Origin of the sequence: Mesorhizobium loti CJ3sym, from assembly GCF_000472785.1 — a bacterium.
Classification (GTDB): Bacteria; Pseudomonadota; Alphaproteobacteria; order Rhizobiales; family Rhizobiaceae; genus Mesorhizobium; species Mesorhizobium loti_E.
Genome location: NZ_AXAL01000018.1, coordinates 80,685 through 107,008, shown reverse-complemented (window position 1 = coordinate 107,008; position 26,324 = coordinate 80,685). Strand labels below are relative to the sequence as shown.

Below are 26,324 nucleotides of genomic sequence, written 5' to 3'. Positions count from 1 at the left end.
TAAGATGGTTGTTAGCGCCAACAGACTTGAACTGCTGCAGATTGCCGACGCGGTCGCGCGTGAAAAGTCGATCGACAAGTCGATCGTCATCGCCGCCATGGCCGATGCGATCCAGAAGGCGGCGCGCTCGCGGTACGGCCAGGAGACCAACATCCGCGCCGACATCAATCCCAACACCGGCGAGATGAAGCTGCAGCGGCTGATGGAAGTGGTCGAAAAGGTCGACGACTATGCCACGCAGATCGCCATCTCCTCGGCCCGCGAGCGCAATCCCGACGCCCAGCTCGGCGACTTTATCGCCGAACAGCTGCCGCCGATGGATTTCGGCCGCATCGCCGCCCAGTCGGCCAAGCAGGTCATCGTGCAGAAGGTGCGCGAGGCCGAGCGCGACCGCCAGTATGACGAGTACAAGGACCGCATCGGCGAGATCGTCAACGGCACCGTCAAGCGTGTCGAATATGGCAACGTGATCGTCGATCTCGGCCGTGGCGAGGCGATCATCCGCCGCGACGAGTTGATCCCGCGCGAAAATTACAAGTATGGCGACCGCGTCCGCGCCTATGTCTACGACGTGCGCCGCGAGCAGCGCGGCCCGCAGATATTCCTGTCGCGTACCCATCCGCAGTTCATGGCCAAGCTCTTCACCATGGAAGTGCCGGAGATCTATGACGGCATCATCGAGATCAAGGCCGTCGCCCGCGATCCGGGCTCGCGTGCCAAGATCGCCGTCATCTCGCGTGACTCGTCGATCGATCCGGTCGGCGCCTGCGTCGGTATGCGCGGCAGCCGCGTCCAGGCCGTCGTCGGTGAATTGCAGGGCGAGAAGATCGACATCATTCCGTGGTCGCCTTCGGCAGCGTCGTTCATCGTCAATGCGCTGCAGCCGGCGGAAGTCGCCAAGGTCGTGCTCGACGAAGACGCCGAGCGCATCGAAGTCGTGGTTCCCGACGATCAGCTGTCGCTGGCCATCGGCCGTCGCGGCCAGAACGTGCGTCTCGCCTCGCAGCTGACCGGCTGGGACATCGACATCCTGACCGAGGCCGAGGAGTCCGAGCGCCGCCAGAAGGAATTCGTCGAGCGTTCGTCGCTGTTCATGGAAGCCCTCGACGTCGACGAGATGGTCGGCCAGGTGCTGGCCTCCGAAGGCTTCACCAGCGTTGAGGAAGTCGCCTATGTCGACTCCAGTGAGATCGCCTCGATCGACGGCTTCGACGAAGACACCGCTTCCGAAATCCAGACCCGCGCCCGCGAATATCTGGAGAAGATCGAGGCCGAGCACGACGAGAAGCGCAAGGCGCTCGGCGTCGCAGACGAGCTGCGCGAAATCCCCGGCATCACCACCGCCATGCTGGTGACGCTCGGCGAGGACGGCGTAAAGACCATCGAGGATTTCGCCGGCTATGCCGCCGATGACCTGACCGGCTGGAAGGAACGCAAGGACGGCGAGACAAAAGTTTATCCGGGCGTCCTGGCCAGCCACGGCGTCGCGCGCGCCGATGCCGAGCAAATGGTTCTGGCTGCCCGCCTCAAGGCCGGCTGGATCACCGAAGACGAGCTTGCGGCCGAAGAAGTGTCGGCTGACGAAGCCGTCGGTGCGTGAGGTGAAACCGCATCGCACCGAACCCGCCCCAGGACGAGATGAACGATCGCACCTGCATCGTTACACGCAAGCAGGCCGAACCGGATGAATTGATCCGGTTCGTCGTCGGCCCGGATTCGGCCGTCGTTCCCGATCTCAAGAGAAATCTGCCCGGCCGTGGTTGCTGGGTGAGCGCCGACCGCCTACATATCGACAAGGCGGCGGCCAAGAACCTTTTTGCCCGCGCCTTCAAGGCACAGGTGGTCGTGCCGCCCGATCTTGGCGGCATGGTTGACGGGCTGCTTTCCAGATACGCTCTGGGCATGTTGGGCCTTGCCCGCAAGGCAGGCGCGATTTCGCTTGGTGCCACCAAGGTAGAGAGCGCGGTACGCGGCGGGTTGGCGCTTTTCGTGCTCCACGCGACCGAAGCATCCGACGATGGCGTGCGCAAGATCAGCCAGGCGCGGCGGGCGACCGTCCATCTTGGCGGCCCTTCCATCCTTGCCTACAAACTTTTCTCCGAGGCCGAGTTGAGCTTGGCATTGGGGGGCACAAATGTGATACATGCTGCCGTTCTCGCGGGAGACGCGGGCAAGGCGGTCCAGAAGCGCATGGTTGCGCTCGACCGATATCGGGGCGGTACCCCGGACGATCTGGCAATGCTTGCGGCTGTTGCTGACGAAGATGATGCCGCAGAGGATATGGAATGAGCGATACGAAATCGGGTGACGACAATACGCTGAGTGTGACGCCGAAGAAGACCTTGACGCTGAAGCGCCCCGGCATGGAGCAGGGCACTGTGCGTCAGAATTTCTCGCACGGCCGCACCAAGCAGGTCGTCGTCGAAACCAAGAAGCGCAAATTTTCGATGCCCGGCGACAAGCCGGAGCCGGTTGCCGCTCCCGTCTTCACACCGAAGCCGGTGGTTGTGGCCGCGCCTGTCGTACAGGAAGCGCCAAAGGCGCCACCTCCTCCCCCGCCACCACCAGCCCCGGTCGAACGCGGCGGTATGGTGCTGAACGAACTGTCGCGCAGCGAAATGGAAGCGCGCCGCAGGGCGCTTGAGGGCTCGAAGGTCCGCGAGGTCGAAGACCGCCAGCGCGCCGCCGAAGATGCCAAGCGCCGCGCCGATGATGAGGAGCGCCGCAAGCGCGAACGCGAGGACTCCGCGCGCCGCCAGGCCGAGGAAGAGGCACGGTTGCAGACCGAGGCCGAATCCCGCCGCCGCGCCGAGGAAGAGGCGCGCCGCCGCGCGCCGCAAGCCGCTGAATTGGCAACCGCCGATGACGAGGAAGAGGTCAAGCCGAAGCGGGCCGTAGCCGGTGCGCCGGTGCGCCGCCTGGTCACGCCAGAAGTGGCGCGTCCGGCCAAGCCGACCAAGAGCGAGGAAGACCGCCGCCGTGGCAAGCTGACGCTGAATTCCGCGCTTTCCGACGAGGATGCGCGCGCCCGCTCGCTGTCGTCGATGCGTCGTCGCCAGGAAAAATTCAAACGCGCGATGCACAATGAGCCGCGCGAGAAAGTCATGCGCGAAGTGATCCTGCCGGAGACGATTACCATCCAGGAACTGGCGCAGCGTATGTCCGAGCGTGCGGTCGATCTGGTCAAGTACTTCATGAAGCAGGGCCAGATCCTGAAGCCTGGCGACGTCATCGACGCCGACACGGCCGAGCTGGTTGCCACCGAATTCGGCCATACCGTCCGCCGCGTTGCCGAGTCCGACATCGAGGAAGGCCTGTTCAACATCGCCGACAATACCGAGGACCTGGTGTCGCGTCCTCCTGTCGTGACGATCATGGGCCATGTCGATCACGGCAAGACCTCGCTGCTCGACGCGATCCGCAATGCCAATGTCGTCTCCGGTGAAGCCGGCGGCATCACCCAGCATATTGGTGCCTATCAGGTCGAGAAGAACGGTCACAAGATCACCTTCATCGACACGCCCGGCCACGCCGCCTTCACGGCGATGCGCGCCCGCGGCGCCCAGGCCACCGACATTGCCATTCTGGTGGTGGCGGCCGATGACAGCGTCATGCCGCAGACGATCGAATCGATAAGCCACGCCAAGGCGGCCGGCGTTCCGATCATCGTGGCGATCAACAAGATCGACAAGCATGACGCCGATCCGCAGAAGGTTCGCTCAGAACTGCTGCGCCATGAAGTCTTCGTCGAATCCATGGGCGGTGAAGTGCTTGACGTCGAAGTGTCGGCAACCAAGGGCACCAATCTCGACAAGCTGCTCGAGGCGATCCTGCTGCAGGCCGAAATCCTCGACCTGAAGGCCAATCCGGACCGTACCGCCGAGGGTGTCGTCATCGAGGCGCAGCTCGACAAGGGCCGTGGTCCTGTTGCTACGGTGCTGGTGCAGACCGGCACCTTGATGCCTGGCGACATCCTTGTCGCCGGCAACGAGTGGGGTCGGGTGCGCGCTCTGGTCAACGATCGCGGCGAGCAGATCAAGGAAGCGCCGCCGGCGATGCCGGTCGAGGTGCTCGGCCTTCAGGGCACGCCGCAGGCTGGTGACCGCTTCGCCGTGGTCAACAACGAAGCCCGCGCCCGCGAAATCACCGAGTACCGCCAGCGTCTGGCACGCGAGAAGGCGGTGGCCAAGCATGCCGGCCAGCGCGGCTCGCTTGAACAGATGATGTCGCAGTTGCAGACGAGCGGGCTGAAGGAATTCCCGCTGGTCATCAAGGGCGACGTGCAGGGTTCGATCGAGGCGATCAACGCCGCGCTTGACAAGCTCGGCACCGACGAGGTGCGTGCGCGCATCGTCCATGCCGGCGCCGGCGCCATCACCGAAAGCGACGTCTCGCTGGCGGAAACGTCCGGTGCGGCAATCATTGGCTTCAACGTCCGTGCCAACGTTCAGGCGCGTGCCGCTGCTGTGGCAGCGGGCATCGAGATCCGCTATTATTCGATCATCTACAACCTCGTGGATGACGTGAAAGCGGCTCTGTCGGGCCTGCTGTCGCCGGAGCGTCGCGAGACCTTCATCGGCAATGCCGAGATCCTCGAGATCTTCGACATCACCAAGGTTGGCAAGATCGCCGGCTGCCGTGTCACCGAAGGCAAGGTCGAGCGCGGTGCTGGCGTACGCCTGATCCGCGACAACGTCGTCATCCACGAAGGCACGCTGAAGACCCTGAAGCGCTTCAAGGACGAAGTTTCGGAAGTCCCCGGCGGCCAGGAGTGCGGCATGGCCTTCCAGAACTACGAGGACATGCGCGTGGGCGACGTCATCGAGTGCTTCCGCGTCGAGATGGTGACCCGGACGCTCTGAGTTCGAGTGGTCTGTCGGTATCGGGCGGTGGTCGAAAGACCGCCGCCCCAAGCTCGTTGAGAATGACCCGTTCGAGACATGCGGCACGGTCCTATCCCGCGCCTCACGCTTTCAGGATTGAGAAAAATGCCCCGTCCAACCACATCCAGCCCATCCCAGCGCATGCTGCGCGTCGCCGAGCAGGTGCGCCATGCGCTCTCCGAAACCTTGCAGCGCGGTGAAATCATCGATCCGTTGATCGAGAATACCGTCATTTCGGTCTCGGAAGTGCGTATGTCCACCGATCTGAGGGTCGCTACCGCGTTCGTCTCGCCGCTTGGCGCCAAGGATACCGATGCGGTGGTCGAAGCTCTGAACAAGCATGCGAAATTCATCCGCGGTCGTGTCTCCGGCGCGCTGCGGCAAATGAAGTTCATGCCGGAGTTCCGCTTCAAGCTCGACACCTCGTTCGACAATTTCGCCAGGATCAACGACCTCTTGAAGTCACCCGAAGTGGCACGCGATCTGGGTCCCGACGACCATATAGACGACAAGGCCAAGCACGACGAGGACTCTGAATAATGGGGCGCCGTGGCAAGAAGAAGGGCCGGCCGATCTCCGGCTGGGTGGTGCTCGATAAGCCGGTTGGCATGGGTTCTACCGAAGCCGTCTCCAAGATCAAATGGCTGTTCCAGGCGGAAAAGGCCGGCCATGCCGGCACGCTCGATCCGCTGGCCTCCGGCATGCTGCCGATTGCGCTGGGCGAAGCCACCAAGACCGTGCCCTACGTGCAGGATGGCGCCAAGATCTATCGTTTCACGGTTGCCTGGGGCGATGAGCGTTCCACCGACGATCTCGAAGGGCCGGTGACGAAGAGCTCCGACCTGCGTCCGGCGGAAGCCGAGGTGCGCGCGCTGCTGCCCAAATACACCGGCGTCATCATGCAGACGCCGCCGCAATTCTCGGCCATCAAGATTGCGGGTGAACGCGCCTACGACCTCGCCCGCGAAGGCGAGACGGTCGACATACCGGCGCGAGAGATCGAGATCGGTCGTCTGGATGTCATCGAGCACCACGCCGGTCACACGATTTTCGAGATCGAATGCGGCAAAGGCACCTATGTGCGCTCGCTGGCCCGTGACCTGGGCAGGGACCTCGGCTGCTTTGGCCACATCAGCGAATTGCGCCGGGTCGAGGTCGAACCGTTCACGCCGGAAGATTTCGTCACCATCGCCGAATTGGAAGCGGCTCGCTTCGGTGTGCAAGGTGAGGATGAGCCTGAGCCTGCCGACGATGCTGATGCGATTGAAGTGCCGGTGGATTTCAGCGCCATCGATGCGCTTCTTGTCGATACCTCAGCGGCTCTAGACTGCCTGCCCCAGATCGCCATCAGCGACGATGCGGCGACAAAGATCCGCCTCGGCAACCCGGTCATCATTCGCGGCCGCGATGCGCCCGTGGAGGCGGAAGAAGCCTGCGCCACGGCGCGCGGCAAGCTGGTTGCCATCGGCGCGATCGAACAAGGCATGTTCAAGCCCAAGCGGGTCTTTGCCGGGTGATGGCTGTCGTCTAACGTCAAGTCGATTTACGCTCGAGGGGCACATGGTCAAGGCCGAGGCGGTGAAAAAGCGGGCGCCGGTGAAGACGCGGCGGCCGCCGGTCGGTGCCTCGCCGGGCACGCTCATCGCCGATCCGGCGGCGCGTCGTAGCGAGCTCAGGCTGACGCTGATCTCGCCCGAGAAATTCAAGACCATCAACGATGCCAGCATCGACGATCTCAATACCCATTGCGACAACTGGCCCGTCGTCTGGCTGGACTGTACTGGCCTCGCCAACATCCAGCTGATCGAGGAGATCGGCCGGATTTTCAACCTGCATCCGCTGGCTCTGGAAGACGTCGTGAACACCGGCCAGCGGCCGAAGGTCGATTTCTTCGAGGACCACGCCTTCGTCGTCATGCGCATGATCGACGACGTCACGGCCCACCGCTACGAACAGATCGCCGTGTTCTTCGGCAAGAATTTCGTCGTTACCTTCCAGGAACGTGAGGGAGATCCGTTCGATCCCGTGCGCAAGCGCATCGAGAGTTCGGCGCCCAACCGATTGCGAGCCCGCGGCGCCGACTATCTCGCCTACGCGCTGATCGATGCCATCGTCGACAGCTATTTTCCGCCGATCGAGGTGGCCGGCGACCTGGTCGACAACATTGAGGACCAGATGCTGAACACGACACACAAGCATCAGATGCGGCAACTGCACGAATTGCGGCGCGACGCCAATGTGCTGAAGGGCGTGCTATGGCCGATGCGCGATGCCGTGGCGACACTGATCCGCAACGACGTGCCTTATGTGAAGGCTGAGACCAAGATTTTCTTCAACGACACACTCGACCACACGTTGAGGCTGATCGAACTGGTCGAGACCCAGCGCGACATGCTGACCGGCTTGATCGAGATGCATCTGTCGCTGAGCCAGGCGCGCACCAACGACGTTATCTCCTACCTGACCATCGTCTCGGTGATTTTCATGCCGCTTACCTTCCTGGTCGGCGTATGGGGCATGAACTTCAGTCCCGACGCCTCGCCGTGGAACATGCCGGAGTTGCGATCCTACTATGGCTATCCGGCATCACTGCTGTTCATGGCTGTTGTCGCGGTCGGCTTGATTGCCTTCTTCAAATGGAAGAAATGGCTTTGACAGCGATAAGTCTGGCGTTTGAGGCTGAAAAGCCGGCTTTATGAATTGGGCTGGTGTTTTCTGGGGAATTGCCCTATATGCGCCGCAGCATAGCGCCAAGACGCTTTGCTTGCACCGGCCCCTGCTGGACGACATCCTGGCTGAGGGCGACCCGTTTCCTCAAACAGATAAGGAAAAACACGATGTCGATTACTGCCGAGCGCAAACAGGAATTGATGGGTGAATTCGCAACCGCCAAGGGCGATACCGGGTCTCCGGAAGTCCAGGTGGCCATCCTTTCCGAGCGCATCAAGAACCTGACCGACCACTTCAAGGACCACAAGAAGGATAACCATTCCCGCCGTGGTCTGCTCGCTCTCGTCTCCCAGCGCCGCAGCCTGCTTGATTATCTCAAGCGCAAGGATGACGCGCGCTACCAGACGTTGATCGAGAAGCTCGGTCTGCGCCGTTGACGAATTGACCGGCGGGCTTTCTCAGGAGAGCCCGCCGGTCGCGCATTCTGCCAGTCGTATCGATTGGCCAGACCCGGTTTCGAGCGTGCAGAGGGCCACTCGAAACCGCCCATGGACGGTCATGGGGCAGGATTGCAGGACGCTCGTGCGCTTAGTCCGCGCCGAAATTTACCCGAGCTTCCCGTTGTCTTGCCCGTGGCTGCCCGAGAAAGGAAGCCAGGGAAAGGGCATCCGCGCACCGTGAAACGGCGCGGCCCTTTCCGCTTATTAAGGACAAGACATGTTCAATCACCACAAAGTAGAAATCGAATGGGGCGGCCGTCCGCTCATCCTGGAAACCGGCAAGATCGCGCGTCAGGCTGACGGCGCGGTGCTCGCGACCTACGGCGAGACCAAGGTTCTGGCCACCGTCGTTTCGATGAAGGAGCCGAAGCCAGGCCTCGATTTCTTCCCGCTGACCGTAAACTACCAGGAAAAGACCTACGCCGCCGGCAAGATCCCGGGTGGCTACTTCAAGCGCGAAGGCCGTCCGAGCGAAAAGGAAACGCTGGTTTCCCGCCTCATCGACCGCCCGATCCGCCCGCTCTTCGCCGCAGGCTACAAGAACGACACGCAGATCGTCGTCACCGTCGTCCAGCACGATCTCGAAAATGATCCCGACATCCTGTCGATCGTTGCCACCTCGGCTGCCCTGACGCTCTCCGGCGTTCCGTTCATGGGCCCGATCGGCGGCGCTCGCGTCGGCTACATCAACGGCGAATACGTGCTCAACCCGCATGTCGATGAGATGCAGGAATCCAAGCTCGACCTCGTCGTCGCCGGCACCACTGATGCCGTGCTGATGGTCGAGTCCGAAGCCAAGGAACTTGGCGAAGAGCTGATGCTCGGCGCCGTCATGTTCGGCCACAGAGGCTTCCAGCCGGTCATCGACGCCATCATCAAGCTGGCCGAAGTTGCCGCCAAGGAGCCGCGCGACTTCACCGCGCCGGACTATTCCGCGCTTGAAGCCGAGATGCTGAAGATCGTCGGCGACGAACTCAGCGCTGCCTACAAGAATGTCGACAAGCAGAAGCGTTACGCCGCCGTCGACGCCGTCAAGGCGAAGGTCAAGGCTGCATTTGCCCCGGCCGAAGGCGAAGACGCCAAGTACACGTCCGAACAGATCGGCTCGGTGTTCAAGGAACTGCAGGCCAAGGTCGTGCGCTGGAACATCCTCGACACCGGCTCGCGCATCGATGGTCGCGATCTGAGCACGGTTCGCAAGATCGTCTCGGAAGTCGGCGTCCTGCCGCGCACCCATGGCTCGGCGCTGTTCACTCGCGGCGAGACCCAGGCGCTGGTCGTTGCCACGCTCGGCACCGGTGAGGACGAGCAGTATGTCGATTCGCTGACCGGCATGTACAAGGAGAAGTTCCTCCTCCACTACAACTTCCCTCCCTACTCCGTCGGCGAGACCGGCCGCATGGGTTCGCCGGGTCGCCGCGAAATCGGCCATGGCAAGCTCGCCTGGCGCGCTATCCGCCCGATGCTGCCCTCCGCTGACCAGTTCCCCTACACGCTGCGCGTGGTTTCGGAGATCACCGAGTCCAACGGCTCGTCGTCGATGGCCACTGTCTGCGGCACCTCGCTGGCGCTGATGGATGCTGGCGTGCCGCTGGCCAAGCCGGTTGCCGGCATCGCCATGGGCCTGATCAAGGAAGGCGAGCGCTTCGCCGTGCTCTCCGACATCCTTGGCGACGAGGATCACCTCGGCGACATGGATTTCAAGGTCGCCGGCACTGAAGGCGGCATCACCTCGCTGCAGATGGACATCAAGATCGATGGCATCACCGAGGAGATCATGAAGATCGCGCTTGGCCAGGCCAAGGACGGTCGCTTGCATATCCTGGGCGAAATGGGTCACGCGCTGTCCGGCGCGCGTTCGGAACTCGGCGAGTTCGCACCGCGCATCGAGGTCATGCACATCCCGACCGACAAGATCCGCGACGTGATCGGCTCGGGCGGCAAGGTTATCCGTGAAATCGTCGAGAAGACTGGCGCCAAGATCAACATCGAAGATGACGGCACGGTCAAGATCGCTTCGTCGAATGCCAAGGAGATCGAGGCGGCGAAGAAGTGGATCCACACCATCGTCGCCGAGCCGGAAGTCGGCGAGATCTACGAAGGCACGGTCGTCAAGACCGCCGACTTCGGCGCCTTCGTGAACTTCTTCGGCCCGCGTGACGGCCTCGTCCACATCTCGCAGCTTGCCAACGACCGGGTCGCCAAGACCTCGGACGTCGTCAAGGAAGGCGACAAGGTCTGGGTCAAGCTGATGGGCTTCGACGAGCGCGGCAAGGTCCGCCTGTCGATGAAGGTCGTCGACCAGGCCACCGGCAAGGAACTGGCCCGCGACAAGAAGACCGAAGGCGAAGAAAACGCCGCCTGAGCGATCTGACAATGTAATCGAAGCGGGCGCGACTTATGTCGCGCCCGCTTTCATTTGAGGGATATTGGAATGCCTGCCGAGGCCCTGAAGACGCTTTTCCATCCGTTCGAGGCCGAGGCAGTCGCCCTGCCGCGAGAGGATGAGCGCGTCCTCTTCCTCGGCGCTGAACCCGGCTTCCGCGTCCCCGACGGTTTTGCCGCGACGCTGCATGTCGTCCAGGGCTTCAGGCCGTATTTTCGCACCTTGCAGGCGTCTGGCCTGACGATCACGCCGTTGGCGGAAGGTGCCGGTTTCGATGCGGCGCTGGTGCTTGCTGGCCGCCATCGTGGACAAAACGAAATGCGCATCGCGGAGGCCGTCGAGCGCGTGGTCCCCGGCGGATCGATCGTTGTTGCCGGTGGCAAGGATGAGGGCATTGCCAGCCTGCGCAAGCGCGTCGACGAGTTGGTGCCGCTTGAAGGCCATCTGCCGAAGTATCACGGCATCGCCTTCTGGCTTCGCCGGCCTGCCGATCTGGAGGCTGCGGAAAGACTGCGAGCCGCCAATCCTGCCCTGCTGGTGGACGGCCGATTCCACGCCGCGCCAGGCATGTTTTCCTTCGACAAAGTCGACGCGGGCTCGAAACTTCTGGTGGATAATCTGCCCGGCGACCTGCGCGGCAACATTGCCGATTTCTGCGCCGGCTGGGGCTATGTGGCCGCCGAGGTCGCCGCGCGCTCCTCCGGCATATCAGGGCTCGACCTCTACGAAGCGGACTTTGCCTCGCTCGAAGCGGCAAAGGGCAACATCGGCAATACTGCCGCCGTCCCGGGCTTTTTCTGGATTGATCTGCTCGCCGAGCCTGTCGAGCGCCGCTATGACGCCATCGTTATGAACCCGCCCTTTCACCGTAGCCGTGCGGCCGAGCCGGAAATTGGCGCCGGCATGATCCGCGCGGCAGCCAAGGCGTTGAAGCCTGGTGGCAAGCTGTTCATGGTCGCCAACCGCCAGCTTCCCTACGAGCCCGTGCTGTCGGCCGTCTTTGCCAGCCATGCGGAACTCGCACGCGACGGCATGTTCAAGGTGTTTGTCGCGCGGCGGTGATTTTTCAGTGCAGATTGGCGACGCGCCGTACCTCGTCTGTGGCGTGCCCGTCATTCGCGCTGAACTTGAGCGGTGCTGGTCGGCCGAACAGGTAGCCCTGGACTACTTCACAGCCGGCTGCCCGCAGCAATGTCGCCTGGCTTTCCGTCTCGACGCCTTCGGCAATGATGCTGACGCCCAACGCCCGCGAAAGCCCGACAATGGTCGAGACGACGGCGCCAGAGCTGGAGTCGGTATCGATGCGGCTGACGAAGGAACGGTCGATCTTCAACTTGCCGAACGAGAAATCGATCAGGTAGCTCAGATTGGAATAGCCGGTGCCGAAATCATCGACGGCAACCGAGATGCCCATGTCGGCAAGCTCTTTCAGGATGGCGGCCGCGCGGTCACGATCCTGCATCATCGCCGTTTCGGTCACCTCCAGCTCCAGCCGTGATGGCTTGATGCCCGTAGCCCGCATCGTATCGCGCACGATGCCGACGAAATCCTTGGTCATGAACTGGACCGGCGAGATGTTGACGGCGACGAAGCAGTCGTCCGGCAAATGGCGGGCGTCGCTGCAGGCCTTGCGCAGAACCCATTCGCCGATCGGGTTGATCATCCCGGTTTCCTCGGCGATCTGGATGAATTCCATGGGCGGGATCATGCCGCGTTCGGGATGGTTCCAGCGGATCAGCGCTTCGTAGCCGACGATACGGCCGGTCGGCAGGTCGAGCTGCGGCTGATAGTGGAGGTCGAAGTCCCCGCGTTCGAACGCGGTGTGCAGTTCGGATTCGACCCATTGGCGATAATCGGCGACGCGCCCCATCTCGCTGTCGAACACCGACCAGTTGCCGACCCCGCTGGCGCGCGCATTCTGCAGCGCCAGGTTGGAGCGGCGCAAGATGAGGACCGGATCGACGCCATCCTTGGGCATGGCCACGATACCCACGGACAGACCTACCGATTGCTGATGGCTGCTGAGTTCATAGGGCTCCATCATCTCGTCGATGAGCCTCTCGACCATGCTTTCCATCGTTCCCGAGATCTGATGATCGGGAATCAGCACGGCGAACTCGCCGGCGCCAATGCGTCCAATCAGGGCGCGCGGCGGCACGCAGCTCTGCAGCCGCTTGGTGAAGGCGCGGATCAGCTCGTCGCCCTGGCTGTATCCGATCGCGTCATTGATGTGCTTGAACCGGTCGATGTCGATGTCGATCAGGAACACCGGTTCCCCGGTCCGGCTTGTCGCGCATGCCGCCTCGGCGATCTTGCCGACCATCGCCGGGCGCGCCAGCAATCCCGTCAGCTTGTCGAAATGGGTTTCGTTGAAGACGAAATCCGCCGATTCATCGACGCCGGCGAAGAAGGACATGGCCGCCACCGACGCCGCCAGCGCGCAAAGCGCGGCCATGATCGCGACCATCATGTCCACCGATATGCCGGCAAACTCATCGCCGAGACCGTACTTCAGGCCCCAGATGCCGAGGACGAAACTGCCAATGCCCGAGCTTGCTATGGTGAGCAGTCGGAACACTGGTGTTCGCTTCGGGTTGCTGACGGCAGGCATTCAAAGGTCCCCAGACTGCGGGACTCTATAGCGGAAATCTTCTTAAAATCAGTTTCCGCGAATGCATCCAATTTTACTGGAGGGGATTATTTTTCTACTGGAAAAGAGCCAGATCTCCGAACAGGCTCTATGCATGTTGCCCAAAGCGTGTCGCCTTGAGCTGCTTCAGTGCTCGTTAGCCATCCGTTTGCTTCAACTCATCGAGCGTCGGCATCGAGACGATGTGATAGCCGGAATCGACATAGTGGATTTCGCCGGTGACGCCGGAGGCAAGGTCTGACAGCAAGTAAAGCGCCGAGCCACCGACCTCGTCGATGGTCACCGTGCGGCGCAGAGGCGAGTTGCGCTGCTGGTAGGAGAACATGTGGCGGGCGTCCGAAATGCCGGCGCCGGCGAGCGTGCGCACCGGTCCCGCCGAGATGCCGTTCACCCGGATGCCGCGCGGGCCGTAGTCGTTGGCAAGGTAGCGCACGCTGGCCTCCAGGCCGGCCTTGGCGACGCCCATGACATTGTAGTTCGGCATGACGCGGACCGAACCGGCATAGGTCAGCGTGATCATCGAGCCGCCCGCCGTCATCAGTGGCGCTGCATTGCGGGCCACTTCGGTGAAGGAGTAGCAGGAGATCACCATGGTGCGGACGAAGTTGTCCCGGCTGGTGTCGGCGTAAAGGCCCTTCAACTCGTTCTTGTCGGAAAAGCCGATGGCGTGGACGACGAAGTCCAGTCCGCCCCATTCCTTGCCAAGCGTCTCGAACGTCGCGGCCACCGATGCGCTGTCCTCGACATCGCAGGGAACGACCAGCGAGGCGCCGAGCTTGTCGGCGAGCGGCTTGACCCGGCGGCCGAAGGCCTCGCCCTGATAGGTGAAGGCGAGCTCCGCGCCATGCTCGGACAATTTCCTGGCAATGCCCCAGGCGATCGAATGATCGTTGGCTACACCCATGACAAGCCCGCGCTTGCCCTTCATCAGTCCGTCCATGACTGCCAATCCTTTTAGAAAACCGCTGGCCTTATGCGGAATAGCGCTGGAAAATCAGCGTTGCGTTGGTGCCACCGAAACCGAACGAATTGGACAAAACGGTGTCGATCTTGGCGTTGTCGATGCGCTTGCGCACGATCGGCATGCCTTCGAATTCAGGATCGAGCGTCTCGATATGGGCGCTCTCGCCGATGAAGCCGCCTTGCATCATCAGGATCGAGTAGATCGATTCCTGCACGCCGGCCGCGCCCAGCGAATGGCCGGTCAGCGATTTTGTCGAGGTGATGAACGGCATCTTCTCGCCGAACACCTCGCGGATCGCGCCCATTTCCTTGGAATCACCGACCGGCGTCGAGGTGCCGTGGGTGTTGATGTAGTCGACAGGCGTCGAAACCGTCGCCATCGCCTGGCGCATGCAGCGAACCGCGCCTTCGCCGGAAGGCGCCACCATGTCATGACCGTCCGAGGTCGCGCCGTAGCCGACGATCTCGGCGTAGATCTTGGCACCGCGAGCCTTGGCGTGCTCGAGTTCTTCCAGGATGAGTACGCCCGCTCCGCCGGCAATAACGAAGCCGTCGCGGTTGATGTCATAAGCACGGGAAGCAGCCGATGCCCGGTCGTTATACTTCGACGACATCGCACCCATGGCGTCGAACAGGTCCGACATCGTCCAGTCGAGATCTTCGTGACCGCCAGCAAACATCACATCCTGTTTGCCCCATTGGATCAACTCATAGGCATTGCCGATGCAGTGCGCCGAGGTCGAGCAGGCCGATGAGATCGAATAGTTGACGCCGTGGATCTTGAACCATGTGGCCAGCGTCGCCGACGCCGTCGACGACATCGCCTTCGGCACCGCGAACGGGCCGATGCGCTTGGGGCTGCCGTTTTTGAGGGTGGTTTCGGCGGCTTCGACGATGGTGCGGGTGGAGGGGCCGCCCGAGCCCATGACGATGCCGGTGCGCTCATTGGTGACGTCGCCTTCACCGAGGCCCGCATCGGCGATCGCCTGGTCCATGGCGACGTGGTTCCAGGCAGCACCTTGTGACAGGAAGCGCATCGCGCGGCGATCGATCATGGCGGAGGGGTCGAGCGTCGGTGCGCCCCAGACCTGGCAGCGGAAGCCGTGCTCGGCAAAGGAATCGGAAAAGCTGATGCCGGATCTGGCGTCATGCAGCGAGGTCTGCACCTCGTTGGCATTGTTGCCGATCGACGACACGATGCCGAGGCCTGTGACTACGACACGTCTCATTCGCAACTCCTTCCAGGGGTGCTGGCCAGTGGGCAGGCCAAGGCTGCGGTCAAGCGACCGCCGACTGCTTGGACAGACCGACCTTCAGGTCAGTCGCCGCATATATGGGCTCGCCATCCGCCTTCATCCAGCCATCGGCGATGCCCAGCACCAGCCGGCCGCGCATCACGCGCTTGAAATCCACGCCATACTCGACCTTCTTGACCGATGGCGTGACCATGCCCTTGAACCTGACCTCGCCGGTCGACAGCGCCATTCCCTTGCCGGGTTCGCCGAGCCAGCCGAGATAGAAGCCGGTCAATTGCCACAAGGCGTCCAGACCAAGGCATCCTGGCATGATCGGATTGCCGATAAAATGGCAGGCAAAGAACCACAGGTCCGGCTTGATATCGAATTCCGCGCGGATGAAGCCCTTGTCGAAGGCGCCGCCCGTCTCGCTGATCTCGGTGATGCGGTCAAACATCAGCATCGGCGGGTAGGGCAGCTGGGCATTGCCCTCTCCGAACAGCTCGCCGCGGGCGCAGGCCAGCAATTCTTCGTAGTCGTAGCTGGATTTCGAACCCGCCATCAATCTCGTCCCCATATCGTCCCGGGCGGTAGCGCGCCCTTGTCCTTGGTGTCCTAACACAATCTGTTTCAGGCCGGAAACCGGCGCTTGCGCTTAACCCGCCAGTCTGCCCGGGTCAATGCGCGCTATTGATCGCATTCGGACGACAGAATATATGTCGATAGGGGTCCATGTTTGGCGGAGTTTCATTTTTTTGCCATTCTGGGCGTGTCTTGAAGCGGGATTGTGAGCTTGGAAGACCAGATGGACCGGGGCTGCCGGAAGGAAAATGTCGCTGTGGACAAGCGGGTACGTGAAGCCGGCCTGAGGCCGACGCGTCAGCGTATCGCGCTGGCCGACCTGCTTTTCGCCAAGGGCGACCGCCATCTCTCGGCCGAGGAATTGCACGAAGAGGCCGTTGCCGCCGGGGTGCCGGTATCTCTGGCCACGGTCTACAACGCGCTTCACCAGTTCACCCAGGCGGGGCTGCTGCGCATTCTCGCCGTCGAGGGTGCCAAGACCTATTTCGACACCAACACCTCCGACCACCACCATTTCTATATTGAAGGCGAAAATCGCATCTTCGACATCGACAGTGGTCCGGTGACGGTCACCAACCTGCCGGAGCCGCCCGAGGGGATGGAAATCGCCAATGTCGACATCGTGGTAAGGCTGCGCCCCAAGCGCCAGGAATGAGCGGCGAAGTCCGAACAATCGGTCAGGCCCGAATGATCGGTCTGGGATGAAACCCCTTGACCTGATAATCCGGCTTGAATGGGCCGTCGTGGCGGTGGTCGCCATCGTCTTCTATGCTTCGACAGGCGCTTCCTGGCGGCTCTTTGCAGCGCTTATCCTGGCGCCGGACCTGTCAATGTTCGGCTATCTCGGTGGCCCGCGCATCGGCGCCATCGCCTACAACGCCTTGCACATCCTGATCGTACCCGTGCTGCTGCTGCTCGCCGGTCACCTGTCCGGCAGTGCGGCAGCAATCGCGGTTGCGCTGATCTGGATCGCTCACATCGCCATCGATCGTGCGCTCGGCTACGGCCTGAAGCTGTCGACCGGTTTCCAGGACACCCATCTCGGCCGAATCGGGCGCAAGCGTAACGACCTCAGTCCTTGACCCGCTCGCCAGGATAGGCGCCCCAGACCGCCGCCTGGGCGAGCCAGCCGGTGTGCCCGTCGAGCGTCATTTCACACCACTGGCCGTCGCAGGCCTTGATCGTGCCCATGACGCCCGGTTCGATGATCGCCACCACGCTGGCATCCTTGTCGGGGCTTCTGAGCATATTGATCTGGGCGCCCTTGCCGCGCTGCCATGGCGCGATGATCGCGGTGCGCCGTCCTGACAGCAGCGACTGGTTGATCCAGCCCTCCGAGCCGTCGGCATCGCGCACGCGGCGCCATGTGTCGAATTCCTGGATGATTTCCATCGGCAGGCCGGCCTTCATATACATCCAGTCGACCGAATAGTTGGCGCCCGGGCCGACGCGCGAGTTGACGCGGCCGGATTTCAGGCTGACGAATCGCGGCAGCGGCAGGCCGCTCGGCCCGAGCGTGACACTTTGGACGGGTGCCGCCGCACTCTGCGCGGCAGCAAGCGGAGAATAAAGCAGAGCGCCGAGAAATGCTGCGCTGAGGGTCAGGCGAAGCGACGCGAAACCAGACACTTTCGTTCCTTTCGGCGCCCGCTCGGTGGCCTCGGCGCCCCTTTTTCTTTGTCTTCGGCGGCACCGCTTGTTACATGGGTAAATCGGCTACCGCGACCGGCTTTCAGTTTCGCCGGTCTTGGTTAAAGAGGTCTCAACGAGGGAAACAATGGCAGGCAAAAAGAAGCCTCTCGTGGTCATCACGCGAAAACTGCCCGACCCGGTCGAGACCCGCATGCGCGAGCTGTTCGACGCCAGGCTGAATGTCGAGGACAGGCCGATGACGCAGCCGGAACTGGTTGCTGCGGTGAAGGAGGCCGACGTGCTGGTGCCGACGGTCACCGACCAGATCGACGCGGCGCTGATCTCCCAGGCCGGCGACAACCTCAAGCTGATCGCCAATTTCGGCAATGGCGTCGACAAGATCGACGTGGCGGCGGCGGCCAGGAAGGGCATCACCGTCACCAACACGCCCAATGTGCTCACCGAAGACACCGCCGACATGACCATGGCACTGATGCTGGCGGTGCCGCGCCGGCTGGCCGAAGGCGCCAACGTGCTGACCGGCGACAAGAAATGGGCCGGCTGGTCGCCGACCTGGATGCTTGGCCGGCGCATCTGGGGCAAGCGGCTCGGTATCGTCGGCATGGGACGCATCGGCACGGCCGTTGCCCGGCGGGCCAGGGCCTTTGGCCTTTCCATCCACTACCACAACCGCCATCGCGTGCTGCCGGCGGTCGAGGACGGGCTGGAGGCGACCTATTGGGAGAGCCTCGACCAGATGCTCGCCCGCATGGACATCATCTCGGTCAATTGTCCGTCGACACCCGCGACTTTTCATTTGCTGTCGGCCCGGCGCTTGGCCCTGCTTCAGCCCACCGCCTATGTGGTCAACACTGCGCGCGGAGACATCATCGACGAAGAGGCGCTGGTCAAGCTGATCCAGGACGGCAAGATCGCCGGCGCCGGCCTCGACGTCTACGAGCACGAGCCGGCGCTCAATGCCAAGCTGCTCAAGCTCGCCGCCAGGAACAAGGTCGTGCTTTTGCCGCATATGGGCTCGGCAACGCTCGAAGGCCGCATCGATATGGGCGAGAAGGTCATCATTAACATCAGGGCGTTCGTTGACGGTCACCGCCCGCCGGACCGTGTGCTGCCACTCAGGACCTGAAATTATCGGCGCTCGCCTTTAGGTAAGCAACGACTTACGAAATAGATTTGCGCATGGTGATCGAGGTCGGCCTGTCGTAGCCTTCATGCGCCGTCCGCTCGGTCTCGTGGAAACCGAGGCTGGCAAAGGCGGCATGATTGGCGGTGAGCTCGATGCGCGTCTGAAGCTCCAGCGCCGCCTTGCCGCGGTCGAGCGCAAGAATTTCGACCGCCCGCATCAGCCGCCGGCCAATGCCTTGCCCCTGGCAGTCCGGGGCAACGGCGAGCTTGCCGACATAAAGGTCATCGGCCCTTTCAAGGGCGAAGACGCAGCCGACGATCCTGTCGCCATTGAGCGCCACGAAGCCGGTCTCGTGCAAAGCCTTGCCGCGCAGCGTGTCGATGGTGAGCAGGTGGGCAGAGGACGGCGGGTCAATGACACCGTCCATGAACGCGAAGGCGCGCATGATCAGGGCGAGCACATCATCCCAGCGGCTGAAATCAGCCGGGATACGGTCGATGGAGAGGGGCATGGTCCACTCCAAGGTCAGCGCCTGGCGTAGCGGATCGTTTCGAAGCGCGCTGAAAGTGCATCATAGAGCAGCAGCCGGCCGACAAGTGGCTCGCCGATGCCGGTGATCAACTTGATCGCTTCCATCGCCTGCAATGTGCCGACGACACCGGTCAGGGCACCGAGCACGCCGGCCTCGGCGCAGGACGGCACCAGACCCGGCGGCGGGGCCTCGGGGAAGAGGTCGCGATACCCTGGGTTCGGCTTGCCATCCCTGCCGTCCTCGAAAGGCTTGAGCACCGTCACGGAGCCGTCGAAGCGACCGACGGCGGCATGCACCAGCGGTTTGCGCTCGCTGGCGCAGGCGTCGGCCACCGCATAACGGGTCTCGAAATTGTCGGAACCGTCGACGACGATGTCATAGCGGGCAATGAGAGCTGGGGCGTTGTCCGGGGTCATCCGGAATGTGTGCGTCTCGACCGCGGTGTTGGGATTGATGCGGGCGATTGCCGCCCTGGCGCTATCGGTTTTCAGCATGCCGACCGTATCGGTGCCGTGGATGACCTGGCGCTGCAAATTGGAGAGCGACACGGTGTCGTCGTCGACAATGCCGAGCGTGCCGACGCCGGCCGCGGCAAGGTATTCGAGCACCGGCGCACCCAGTCCGCCGGCGCCAATCACCAGGACCCGGGCTCGCTTGAGCTTCTGCTGGCCCGCACCGCCGATTTCGGGCAGCACGATGTGGCGGGCATAGCGTTCGATCTCGTCGGTGGTGAGCGCGGTGGTCATATCAGGACCATATCTCGGCGCAAAAACCTTGTCAGGCGTCTTCGGTTGGCCCAACCGTACCATGGTCGACGGTCAGGAATTGCGCTCGCCCCTTGAGGCTGGAAAACAGCGCCGCATCGGTCCCCGTCATGAAAGCCTGACAGTTCAATTCCTCCAGGATCGAAAACAGCGCCGCGCGCCGGCCACCGTCGAGGTGTGCTGCGATCTCATCCAGCAGCAGGATTGGCGTCATCCCGGACATCTCGCCGGTCAGTCGCGCGTGAGACAGGACGATGCCAACCAGCAATGCCTTCTGCTCTCCGGTCGAACAGAGTTCAGCCGGCATTGCCTTGGGCCTGTGCCTCACCAGGAGATCGGAACGGTGCGGGCCTTCGAGCGTTCGTCCCGCGGCACGATCACGATCACGGCCATCGGCAAGCGCGCGCCGGAACCGCTCCTCGACATCGACCGCAGGCGCACTGGCGATCTCGGTTTCCAGATCGCCCGAGAGGCCGATGTCGGCCTGCGGGAATGGTCCCGTGTCGGGTAGCCTGTCGATCATGGCGGCGAGCAAGCGCACCAGTTCGGCGCGCGCCGCCGCAATGGCGACACCGGTTTCGGCCATTTGCGTCTCGATCGCCTCGAACCAACTGATATCCCGCGAGCCTTCAGTAAGTAATCGGTTACGGCCGCGCATGGCCTTCTCGTAATCGATCGCGCGCTGGCCGTGGCCGGGATCGATCGCCAGCACCAACCGGTCGAGAAAGCGCCGGCGATCCCCAGCCGGTCCGGTGAACAACGCATCCATGGCCGGCGTCAGCCACACCACGCGCAGCCACTCCAGCATATCCTCGGCCGACCGCGCGGTGGCGCCGTTGATGCGCACCCGCCTGCCGGCTTCGCCGTCCGCACCGGAAATGCCCGTCCCGATCTCGACCTGACCGTCAGGTCCGTCGAGCCGGGCGTGGAGCGCAAAACCGCCGTCGCCGCCTTCGCGCGCGACATCGCCGTAAGGGGCACGGCGCAGGCCGCGCCCCGGCGTCAAAAAGGAAATCGCTTCGAGGAGGTTGGTTTTGCCGGCGCCGTTATCGCCGGAAAAGACCACAGGGCCTGGGCCCAGGTCGATCGCCAGCGCCGCGTAATTGCGGAAATTGGTAAGTGTAAGCTTACTTATATGAGTCTGTTCCGGCAACCGCTATCCGCCTGTAGAAGTCGCCGAAGCCATTGTTCTTGCTGCCAGTTCGACCGCAGAACCTTGTTGAGGATGCGCGCCGCCTATACCCGCATCGGCATGAGCACGTAAAGCGCGGTCTCGTCGGCCATGTCGTGGATCAGCGTCGGCGAACCGGCATCGGCCAGCATGAATTTGGCTTCCGTGCCGGTCAACTGCGCGGCAACATCGAGCAGATATTTGGCGTTGAAGCCGATTTCGATCGGGTCAGACGAATAGTCAGCCGACAGTTCCTCGGTGGCGCTGCCAGAATCCGGATTGTTGACCGCAAGCGTCACCTGACCTTCGCTGATCGAAAGCTTCACCGCGCGGCCGCGTTCGGAGGAAATGGTCGAGACGCGATCGACTGCGGCAGCAAAACTCTGGCGATCAAGGATCAGCTTCTTGTCGTTGCCGGTCGGAATGACCCGCTGATAATCGGGGAAGGTGCCGTCAATCAGCTTGGAGGTCAGGACCACGCTGCCGATGGTGAAGCGGATCTTGGTATCCGACAGTTCCGTGGTCACGGCGATATCGGGATCATCGACCAGCTTTTGCAACTCGCTCACCGTCTTGCGCGGAATGATGATGCCCGGCATGCCCTCGGAACCGGCTGGCGCGTCGATTTCGGCGCGCGCCAGGCGGTGGCCGTCCGTCGCCACCGAGCGCAGCTTCAGCTTGCCACCGACTTCGTGCGTGTGCAGGTAGATGCCGTTGAGATAATAGCGCGTCTCCTCGGTGGAGATGGCGAACTGCGTCTTCTCTATCAGGCCTCTCAGGGCAACCGAGTCGAGCCTGAAGATATGCGAGAAGGATCCGGCCGAAAGCTCGGGGAAGTCGGACTGCGGCAGGCACTGCAGGCGAAAGCTCGAGCGGCCCGACGTCACCGTCATGGCGTTGCCGTCCTCATCCGTCTTCAGCATCACTTCGGCGCCGTCGGCCAGCTTGCGCACGATGTCGTAGAGCAGATGTGCCGGCACCGTCGTCGCCCCGCCGCGCTCCACCTTGGCAGGTGTTGCTTCCGTCACCTCCAGGTCGAGGTCGGTGGCCTTCATTTCGAGGCTGGCGCCTTCGGCGCTGAGCAGCACATTGGACAGGATCGGTATGGTGTTGCGCCGTTCGACCACGCGGTGGACGTGGTTGAGCGACTTCAGGAGATTTGACCGTTCCAGGATAACACGCATGACGAAACAGGCTCGCTTGAAAGGATGAGCGGGTCTCCGGCTGGCGGCGCCCCGCGAAAGGTCTGAACAGGCTCAGAATCTGCGTAAACTGACAGGAAAAAGCCAGCGAACGCAAGCCCGCGCCACCGGTTCGGGCCGGCTGCACGGGCTTTCTGGGGATAAAGGCCACGAAGACCGCCAGCCGGTGTGCTGAATCCGGAATCCGGATCGTCTCCAGGCTCTATTTTGACACAATTCCCAAGGGAAAGCGCTATGCGCTTTCCCGGGAAAACCGTTTCACGATTTTCCTGGAATTGCTCTAGGTCGCGAGCCCGCTTCGGGTCCAGGGCCAGGCAGGCAAGCCATTGAATTCCAGTGCAGTTCTGGCTTGCCTGTCCTTGACCGGTCAGGCCTGGTCGTTGATCAGCCGCCGCAGCAGCTCGAGTTCCTGGGCCAGCGTGTTGTCGTTGCCGGAAAGGTCCTCGATCTTGCGCACGGCGTGCAGCACCGTGGTGTGATCGCGGCCACCGAAGCGCCGTCCGATTTCGGGCAGTGAGCGCGGCGTCATCACCTTCGACAGGTACATGGCGACCTGCCGCGGCTTGACGATTGTGCGCGTACGCCGGTTGGACAAAAGCTCCGTCTTCGACACGTTGTAGTGGCGCGCCACGATGCGCTGGATATCCTCGATGCGGACCCGCTTCGGCTCGCCGGTGCGATAGATGTGGCCAAGGATCTCGTCGATGCGGTCGATGGTGATCTGCGGCTCGAAGGACTGGCGAAACAGCAGCTGATTGAACGCGCCCTCCAGTTCACGTCCGCTGCCGGTCACGGTGCGGGCGACGTGATTGAGGATCTCTTCCGAGATGTCGAGCGATGCGTCGTCGACCCTGGCCGTGGCCAGGCGCAGCTTGAGCATGCCGAGGCGCATGGCGAAATCCGGAGCCGACATTTCGAGCGCGACGCCGCCATTGAGGCGCGAGCGGACGCGCGGCTCAAGCGATTCCAGCTCGGACGGCGGCCGGTCGGCGGCGACGACGACTTGCTTGGCGCTGTCCAGCAGCATGTTGATCAAATGGCAGAATTCATGCTGGATCGACTTGCCCTGCAGGAACTGCATGTCGTCGATGATCAAGAGGTCGATGTCGCGCAGCTGCTCCTTGAGCGTCAGCGCGTTGTTGTCGCGGATCGCGGTGGCGAAGCGCCACATGAAATACTCCGCGGTGAGATAGACGACGCGGGACTTGGGGTTCTGCTTCAGCGATTCAGCCGCGATGGCCTGCAAGAGGTGGGTCTTGCCGAGCCCGACGGTGGCATGCAGGAAAAGCGGATTGAAGCGCACCGCGCTCGACTGCGATTCCGCCACGGCCTTGGCCGCGGCGAAGGCCACCCGGTTCGACGGCCCTTCGATGAACGAGCCGAACGTGTAGCGCGGGTCCAGCGGCGATCCGAGCACATTGTGGCGGAATTCGCTCTCGACCGCAGCGCCGGGACGCGGCACGGGAGACCGCTCCACCCTGCCTGGGCTTGCGGTGCCCGCGGCCAGCACCGTCTGTGTCTGCCGCGTCATCTTGCGTGCCGGCGCCAATTCCGGTTCGACAGGGCTGCGTCCTTGGCGGGTGGCGTTGCGCACGACGATCTCGATCTTGAGGAGTTCGGGATCCTCGTGCTTCCACAGCTCGGAAATGAGGTCATGGTAGTGGCCGTTGATCCACGAGCGCAGGAAGGCGGTGGGCACCGAGATGCGGACAATGCCCTTGGACGCCTCCGCGACCTTCATGCGGCCGAACCAGCTCGAATAGACTTCAACCCCCAGACGCGCCTTCAACTGGGTCTTGACCCGGTCGAACTTCTGTTCCGCGTCGCTGGAGACCGCCATCTCGTTTGCTCCGATCAAAGTTCCAGGAAATGGGAGGTCGCCCGTAAGCTCCCTTTCGATGCCGCTCTGCATGATCTCTTCCTTCTGTACCTGTTTTCCGCCGGGGATGCGCCTCCTGCATCCGTGTTCCGGCGACCTAAGTCTTTGCTACGATGTCCGCTGCCGCCGCCGGCAGATGAACGTCGCCACGATCCAAGGGGAACCGGTGCCGGCCCATGGAAGCCAGTCCGCGTTGGGTATGTCAGGGCAATACAACACCGTCCGGCGAAAGAGCGCCGGCGCGCCGTCTACCTGCCATGTCTTGTTACGCCAGTCCCCTTACCCACATCAAAAAAGACAAACCAATCCCGTTCACGGACTTGATCCGCGTTGCAAATCCCGCCAATTTACGCTGGCCGATTCGGACTTGGTTAAGGGCCACAGGCCCGTCCCTCTTGATGACCCAACATTACCGAAAACGCTGTGGATAGGGCAAGGCCACCCCTAACTGATTTTTAAGGAATCTGGTTACCTCGGGCTGGTGCGAGCCACATGCCGCAACGGCATATTTTGACAAAGCCATTGTGATTCAAACCCTTTTCCGAAGAATATGAAAAAGCCGGGCCGGTGCGAAATATTCTGAAATAATTCGCTTGACAGGCAGTTGTCCTCCCGTCCCCTTGACGCTCTGTGGACAAGGTGTGGATGACCATGGGTAAATATTTGAAAAATATAGATTATTTCTGATGGTTAAGAATTTTAACGCCATCACTTTTCAGGCGTGTCAACCATCAGCAGGCATGCCTGTGCCGGCAAAGCATTTCGAAGTCGGGAATGCGCTTCAAACGCCGTTTGCGGGCATTCTTTTTAAGTGCTTGCCGGCAAACGAAAAAACCCGGCTCAATCGGCCGGGCTTTGAAGAAGATCGGTTTGGAAGGCTATATCAGGCCGACAGCACCTTGAGGCGCTGAGCCAGCCGCGACACTTTGCGAGACGCGGTGTTCTTGTGGAGGATGCCCTTGGTTGCGGCACGCATCAATTCCGGCTCGGCAGCCTTGAAAGCAGCCTGTGCCGCGGTCTTGTCGCCGGAGGCCAGTGCCTCCTCAACCTGACGGACATAGGAGCGGACCCGCGAGCGGCGGTTCTTGTTGATCGCCGCACGGCGGGCGATCTTGCGCGTTGCCTTTTTGGCCGAGGATGTGTTGGCCATGATGCCTCTCTTCTGATCTGGTCGGCGCACGCGGCGTGCCGCAGGGCGCAAAAAACAAACGGGCAGCCACGGGGCCGCCTCGGTTGGTGCGGCTTATAGTTCAGCTTTTCCGGCGCGTCAACGCTGCCTGGCGTTCTTTTTGGCCGACACCACAGCGTTTCGATCGCGGGCCGGCGACGCTCTACCGATTGGTGAAATTCGGCTTCCGCTTTTCGGCGAAGGCGGCCATGCCTTCCTTCTGGTCTTCGAGCGCGAAAAGCGAGTGGAACAGGCGGCGTTCGAACCGCAATCCTTCGGCTAGCGTCGTCTCATAGGAACGGTTGACGGCTTCCTTCGCCATCATCACCGACGGCAGGGAGAAATCGGCGATCTTGGCCGCCGCCTTGACGGCCTCCTCGACAAGTTCGGCGGCAGGCACGACCCGCGACACCAGGCCTGAGCGCTCGGCTTCCGCTGCATCCATCAGCCGTCCGGTCAGGCACATGTCCATCGCTTTCGACTTGCCGACGAACCGGGTCAGGCGTTGCGATCCGCCCATGCCGGGAATGACGCCAAGCGTGATTTCGGGCTGGCCGAACTTGGCGGTGTCGGCGGCGATGATGAAATCGCACATCATCGCCAGTTCGCAGCCGCCTCCCAGCGCATAGCCGGCCACTGCCGCAATGATCGGCTTGCGCGCCCGCGTGAACTCTTCCCAACCGACGAAGAAGTCCTGGCTGTAGGCGTCCACATAGGAGATCGCCTGCATCTCCTTGATGTCGGCGCCGGCGGCAAAGGCCTTGTCGGAACCGGTGATAACCATGGCGCCGATGCCCGGATCGGCGCAGAAACCGTTCACCGCTGCGACCAGCTCGGCGAGGATCTGGGAATTCAGCGCGTTGAGCGCCTTTGGCCGGTTCAGTGTGATCAGCCCGACCTTGCCGCGCGTCTCGGTGATGATCGTTTCAAAGGCCATGGCTGCTTCTCCTCGCTCAAGCC

Annotated in this window: 24 protein-coding genes; 12 read left to right on the top strand and 12 right to left on the bottom strand. The window is 62.4% G+C overall.

From position 1 onward, the window contains the following. Positions 1-4: 4 nt before the first annotated feature. From nusA to A3A9_RS0123790, 9 genes are all read left to right on the top strand, one after another. Positions 5-1,600 carry a transcription termination factor NusA gene (gene nusA, locus A3A9_RS0123830; RefSeq protein WP_027061028.1) on the top strand — a complete coding sequence of 532 codons (1,596 nt, stop codon included), beginning with the start codon at positions 5-7 and terminating at the stop codon, positions 1,598-1,600. A gap of 38 nt (positions 1,601-1,638) precedes the next feature. Beyond that, on the top strand, positions 1,639-2,289 hold the full coding sequence (locus A3A9_RS0123825; protein ID WP_027032984.1) for an RNA-binding protein: 651 nt from the start codon (positions 1,639-1,641) through the stop codon (positions 2,287-2,289). Next, entirely contained in the window at positions 2,286-4,862 is a 2,577-nt protein-coding gene (infB, locus tag A3A9_RS0123820; protein ID WP_027061027.1) for a translation initiation factor IF-2, read from the top strand. The genes A3A9_RS0123825 and infB overlap by 4 nt, the downstream gene beginning before the upstream one ends. Before the next feature lie 126 nt (positions 4,863-4,988). Continuing rightward, complete coding sequence (rbfA, locus tag A3A9_RS0123815; protein WP_027061026.1) at positions 4,989-5,423, top strand: 30S ribosome-binding factor RbfA; 435 nt, start codon at positions 4,989-4,991, stop codon at positions 5,421-5,423. After that, positions 5,423-6,400: a tRNA pseudouridine(55) synthase TruB gene (gene truB, locus A3A9_RS0123810; protein ID WP_027061025.1), complete on the top strand. Its 978-nt coding sequence runs from the start codon at positions 5,423-5,425 to the stop codon at positions 6,398-6,400. The genes rbfA and truB overlap by 1 nt, the downstream gene beginning before the upstream one ends. 43 nt (positions 6,401-6,443) lie before the next feature. Next, positions 6,444-7,538, top strand: a complete 1,095-nt coding sequence (corA, locus tag A3A9_RS0123805) for a magnesium/cobalt transporter CorA (RefSeq protein ID WP_027061024.1) — start codon at positions 6,444-6,446, stop codon at positions 7,536-7,538. 182 nt (positions 7,539-7,720) lie between these two features. Then, entirely contained in the window at positions 7,721-7,990 is a 270-nt protein-coding gene (rpsO, locus tag A3A9_RS0123800) for a 30S ribosomal protein S15 (RefSeq protein ID WP_006202929.1), read from the top strand. Between the two features lie 280 nt (positions 7,991-8,270). Continuing rightward, positions 8,271-10,418, top strand: coding sequence for a polyribonucleotide nucleotidyltransferase (pnp, locus tag A3A9_RS0123795; protein WP_027061023.1), 2,148 nt, complete (start codon positions 8,271-8,273; stop codon positions 10,416-10,418). A gap of 69 nt (positions 10,419-10,487) precedes the next feature. After that, positions 10,488-11,501, top strand: coding sequence for a class I SAM-dependent methyltransferase (locus tag A3A9_RS0123790; RefSeq protein ID WP_027061022.1), 1,014 nt, complete (start codon positions 10,488-10,490; stop codon positions 11,499-11,501). A gap of 4 nt (positions 11,502-11,505) precedes the next feature. On the opposite strand, the gene A3A9_RS0123785 is transcribed toward A3A9_RS0123790, so the two are convergent. The 4 genes from A3A9_RS0123785 to fabA form a co-directional block, all read right to left on the bottom strand. After that, the gene (locus tag A3A9_RS0123785; RefSeq protein WP_027061021.1) at positions 11,506-13,050 is read right to left on the bottom strand and encodes a putative bifunctional diguanylate cyclase/phosphodiesterase; all 1,545 of its coding nucleotides are present in this window, start codon (positions 13,048-13,050) and stop codon (positions 11,506-11,508) included. A 175-nt stretch (positions 13,051-13,225) separates the two neighbouring features. Then, positions 13,226-14,029, bottom strand: a complete 804-nt coding sequence (fabI, locus tag A3A9_RS0123780) for an enoyl-ACP reductase FabI (protein ID WP_027061020.1) — start codon at positions 14,027-14,029, stop codon at positions 13,226-13,228. Between the two features lie 31 nt (positions 14,030-14,060). Then, positions 14,061-15,281 (bottom strand): beta-ketoacyl-ACP synthase I, encoded by a 1,221-nt coding sequence (fabB, locus tag A3A9_RS0123775; protein WP_027061019.1) that lies wholly within the window; start codon positions 15,279-15,281, stop codon positions 14,061-14,063. A gap of 49 nt (positions 15,282-15,330) precedes the next feature. After that, positions 15,331-15,849, bottom strand: coding sequence for a 3-hydroxyacyl-[acyl-carrier-protein] dehydratase FabA (gene fabA, locus A3A9_RS0123770; RefSeq protein WP_027032995.1), 519 nt, complete (start codon positions 15,847-15,849; stop codon positions 15,331-15,333). 243 nt (positions 15,850-16,092) lie between these two features. Between fabA and irrA the strand changes: the two genes are divergently transcribed. Then, complete coding sequence (irrA, locus tag A3A9_RS0123765; protein WP_027032996.1) at positions 16,093-16,524, top strand: iron response transcriptional regulator IrrA; 432 nt, start codon at positions 16,093-16,095, stop codon at positions 16,522-16,524. 46 nt (positions 16,525-16,570) lie between these two features. Further along, the gene (locus A3A9_RS0123760) at positions 16,571-16,951 is read left to right on the top strand and encodes a DUF4260 domain-containing protein (protein ID WP_027061018.1); all 381 of its coding nucleotides are present in this window, start codon (positions 16,571-16,573) and stop codon (positions 16,949-16,951) included. On the opposite strand, the gene A3A9_RS0123755 is transcribed toward A3A9_RS0123760, so the two are convergent. Then, on the bottom strand, positions 16,941-17,498 hold the full coding sequence (locus A3A9_RS0123755) for an SH3 domain-containing protein (RefSeq protein WP_033838758.1): 558 nt from the start codon (positions 17,496-17,498) through the stop codon (positions 16,941-16,943). The two genes, A3A9_RS0123760 and A3A9_RS0123755, sit on opposite strands and share 11 nt — an antisense overlap. A 148-nt stretch (positions 17,499-17,646) precedes the next feature. Between A3A9_RS0123755 and A3A9_RS0123750 the strand changes: the two genes are divergently transcribed. Beyond that, complete coding sequence (locus A3A9_RS0123750; protein WP_027061016.1) at positions 17,647-18,648, top strand: 2-hydroxyacid dehydrogenase; 1,002 nt, start codon at positions 17,647-17,649, stop codon at positions 18,646-18,648. Positions 18,649-18,682: 34 nt separating this feature from the next. Here the strand turns inward: A3A9_RS0123750 and A3A9_RS0123745 are convergent, their stop codons facing one another. The 7 genes from A3A9_RS0123745 to A3A9_RS0123715 form a co-directional block, all read right to left on the bottom strand. Then, entirely contained in the window at positions 18,683-19,159 is a 477-nt protein-coding gene (locus tag A3A9_RS0123745; protein ID WP_033838757.1) for a GNAT family N-acetyltransferase, read from the bottom strand. A 14-nt stretch (positions 19,160-19,173) separates the two neighbouring features. Further along, positions 19,174-19,926 carry a molybdopterin-synthase adenylyltransferase MoeB gene (locus A3A9_RS0123740; RefSeq protein WP_027061014.1) on the bottom strand — a complete coding sequence of 251 codons (753 nt, stop codon included), beginning with the start codon at positions 19,924-19,926 and terminating at the stop codon, positions 19,174-19,176. A 31-nt stretch (positions 19,927-19,957) separates the two neighbouring features. Continuing rightward, positions 19,958-21,097, bottom strand: a complete 1,140-nt coding sequence (gene recF / locus A3A9_RS0123735) for a DNA replication/repair protein RecF (protein ID WP_027061013.1) — start codon at positions 21,095-21,097, stop codon at positions 19,958-19,960. 83 nt (positions 21,098-21,180) lie between these two features. Next, positions 21,181-22,299, bottom strand: a complete 1,119-nt coding sequence (dnaN, locus tag A3A9_RS0123730) for a DNA polymerase III subunit beta (protein ID WP_027061012.1) — start codon at positions 22,297-22,299, stop codon at positions 21,181-21,183. A 385-nt stretch (positions 22,300-22,684) separates the two neighbouring features. Beyond that, positions 22,685-24,229, bottom strand: a complete 1,545-nt coding sequence (gene dnaA / locus A3A9_RS0123725) for a chromosomal replication initiator protein DnaA (RefSeq protein WP_027061011.1) — start codon at positions 24,227-24,229, stop codon at positions 22,685-22,687. A gap of 850 nt (positions 24,230-25,079) precedes the next feature. Next, positions 25,080-25,346 (bottom strand): 30S ribosomal protein S20, encoded by a 267-nt coding sequence (gene rpsT, locus A3A9_RS0123720; RefSeq protein WP_027033005.1) that lies wholly within the window; start codon positions 25,344-25,346, stop codon positions 25,080-25,082. A 181-nt stretch (positions 25,347-25,527) separates the two neighbouring features. Beyond that, complete coding sequence (locus tag A3A9_RS0123715; protein ID WP_027061010.1) at positions 25,528-26,301, bottom strand: enoyl-CoA hydratase; 774 nt, start codon at positions 26,299-26,301, stop codon at positions 25,528-25,530. Positions 26,302-26,324 lie beyond the last annotated feature (23 nt).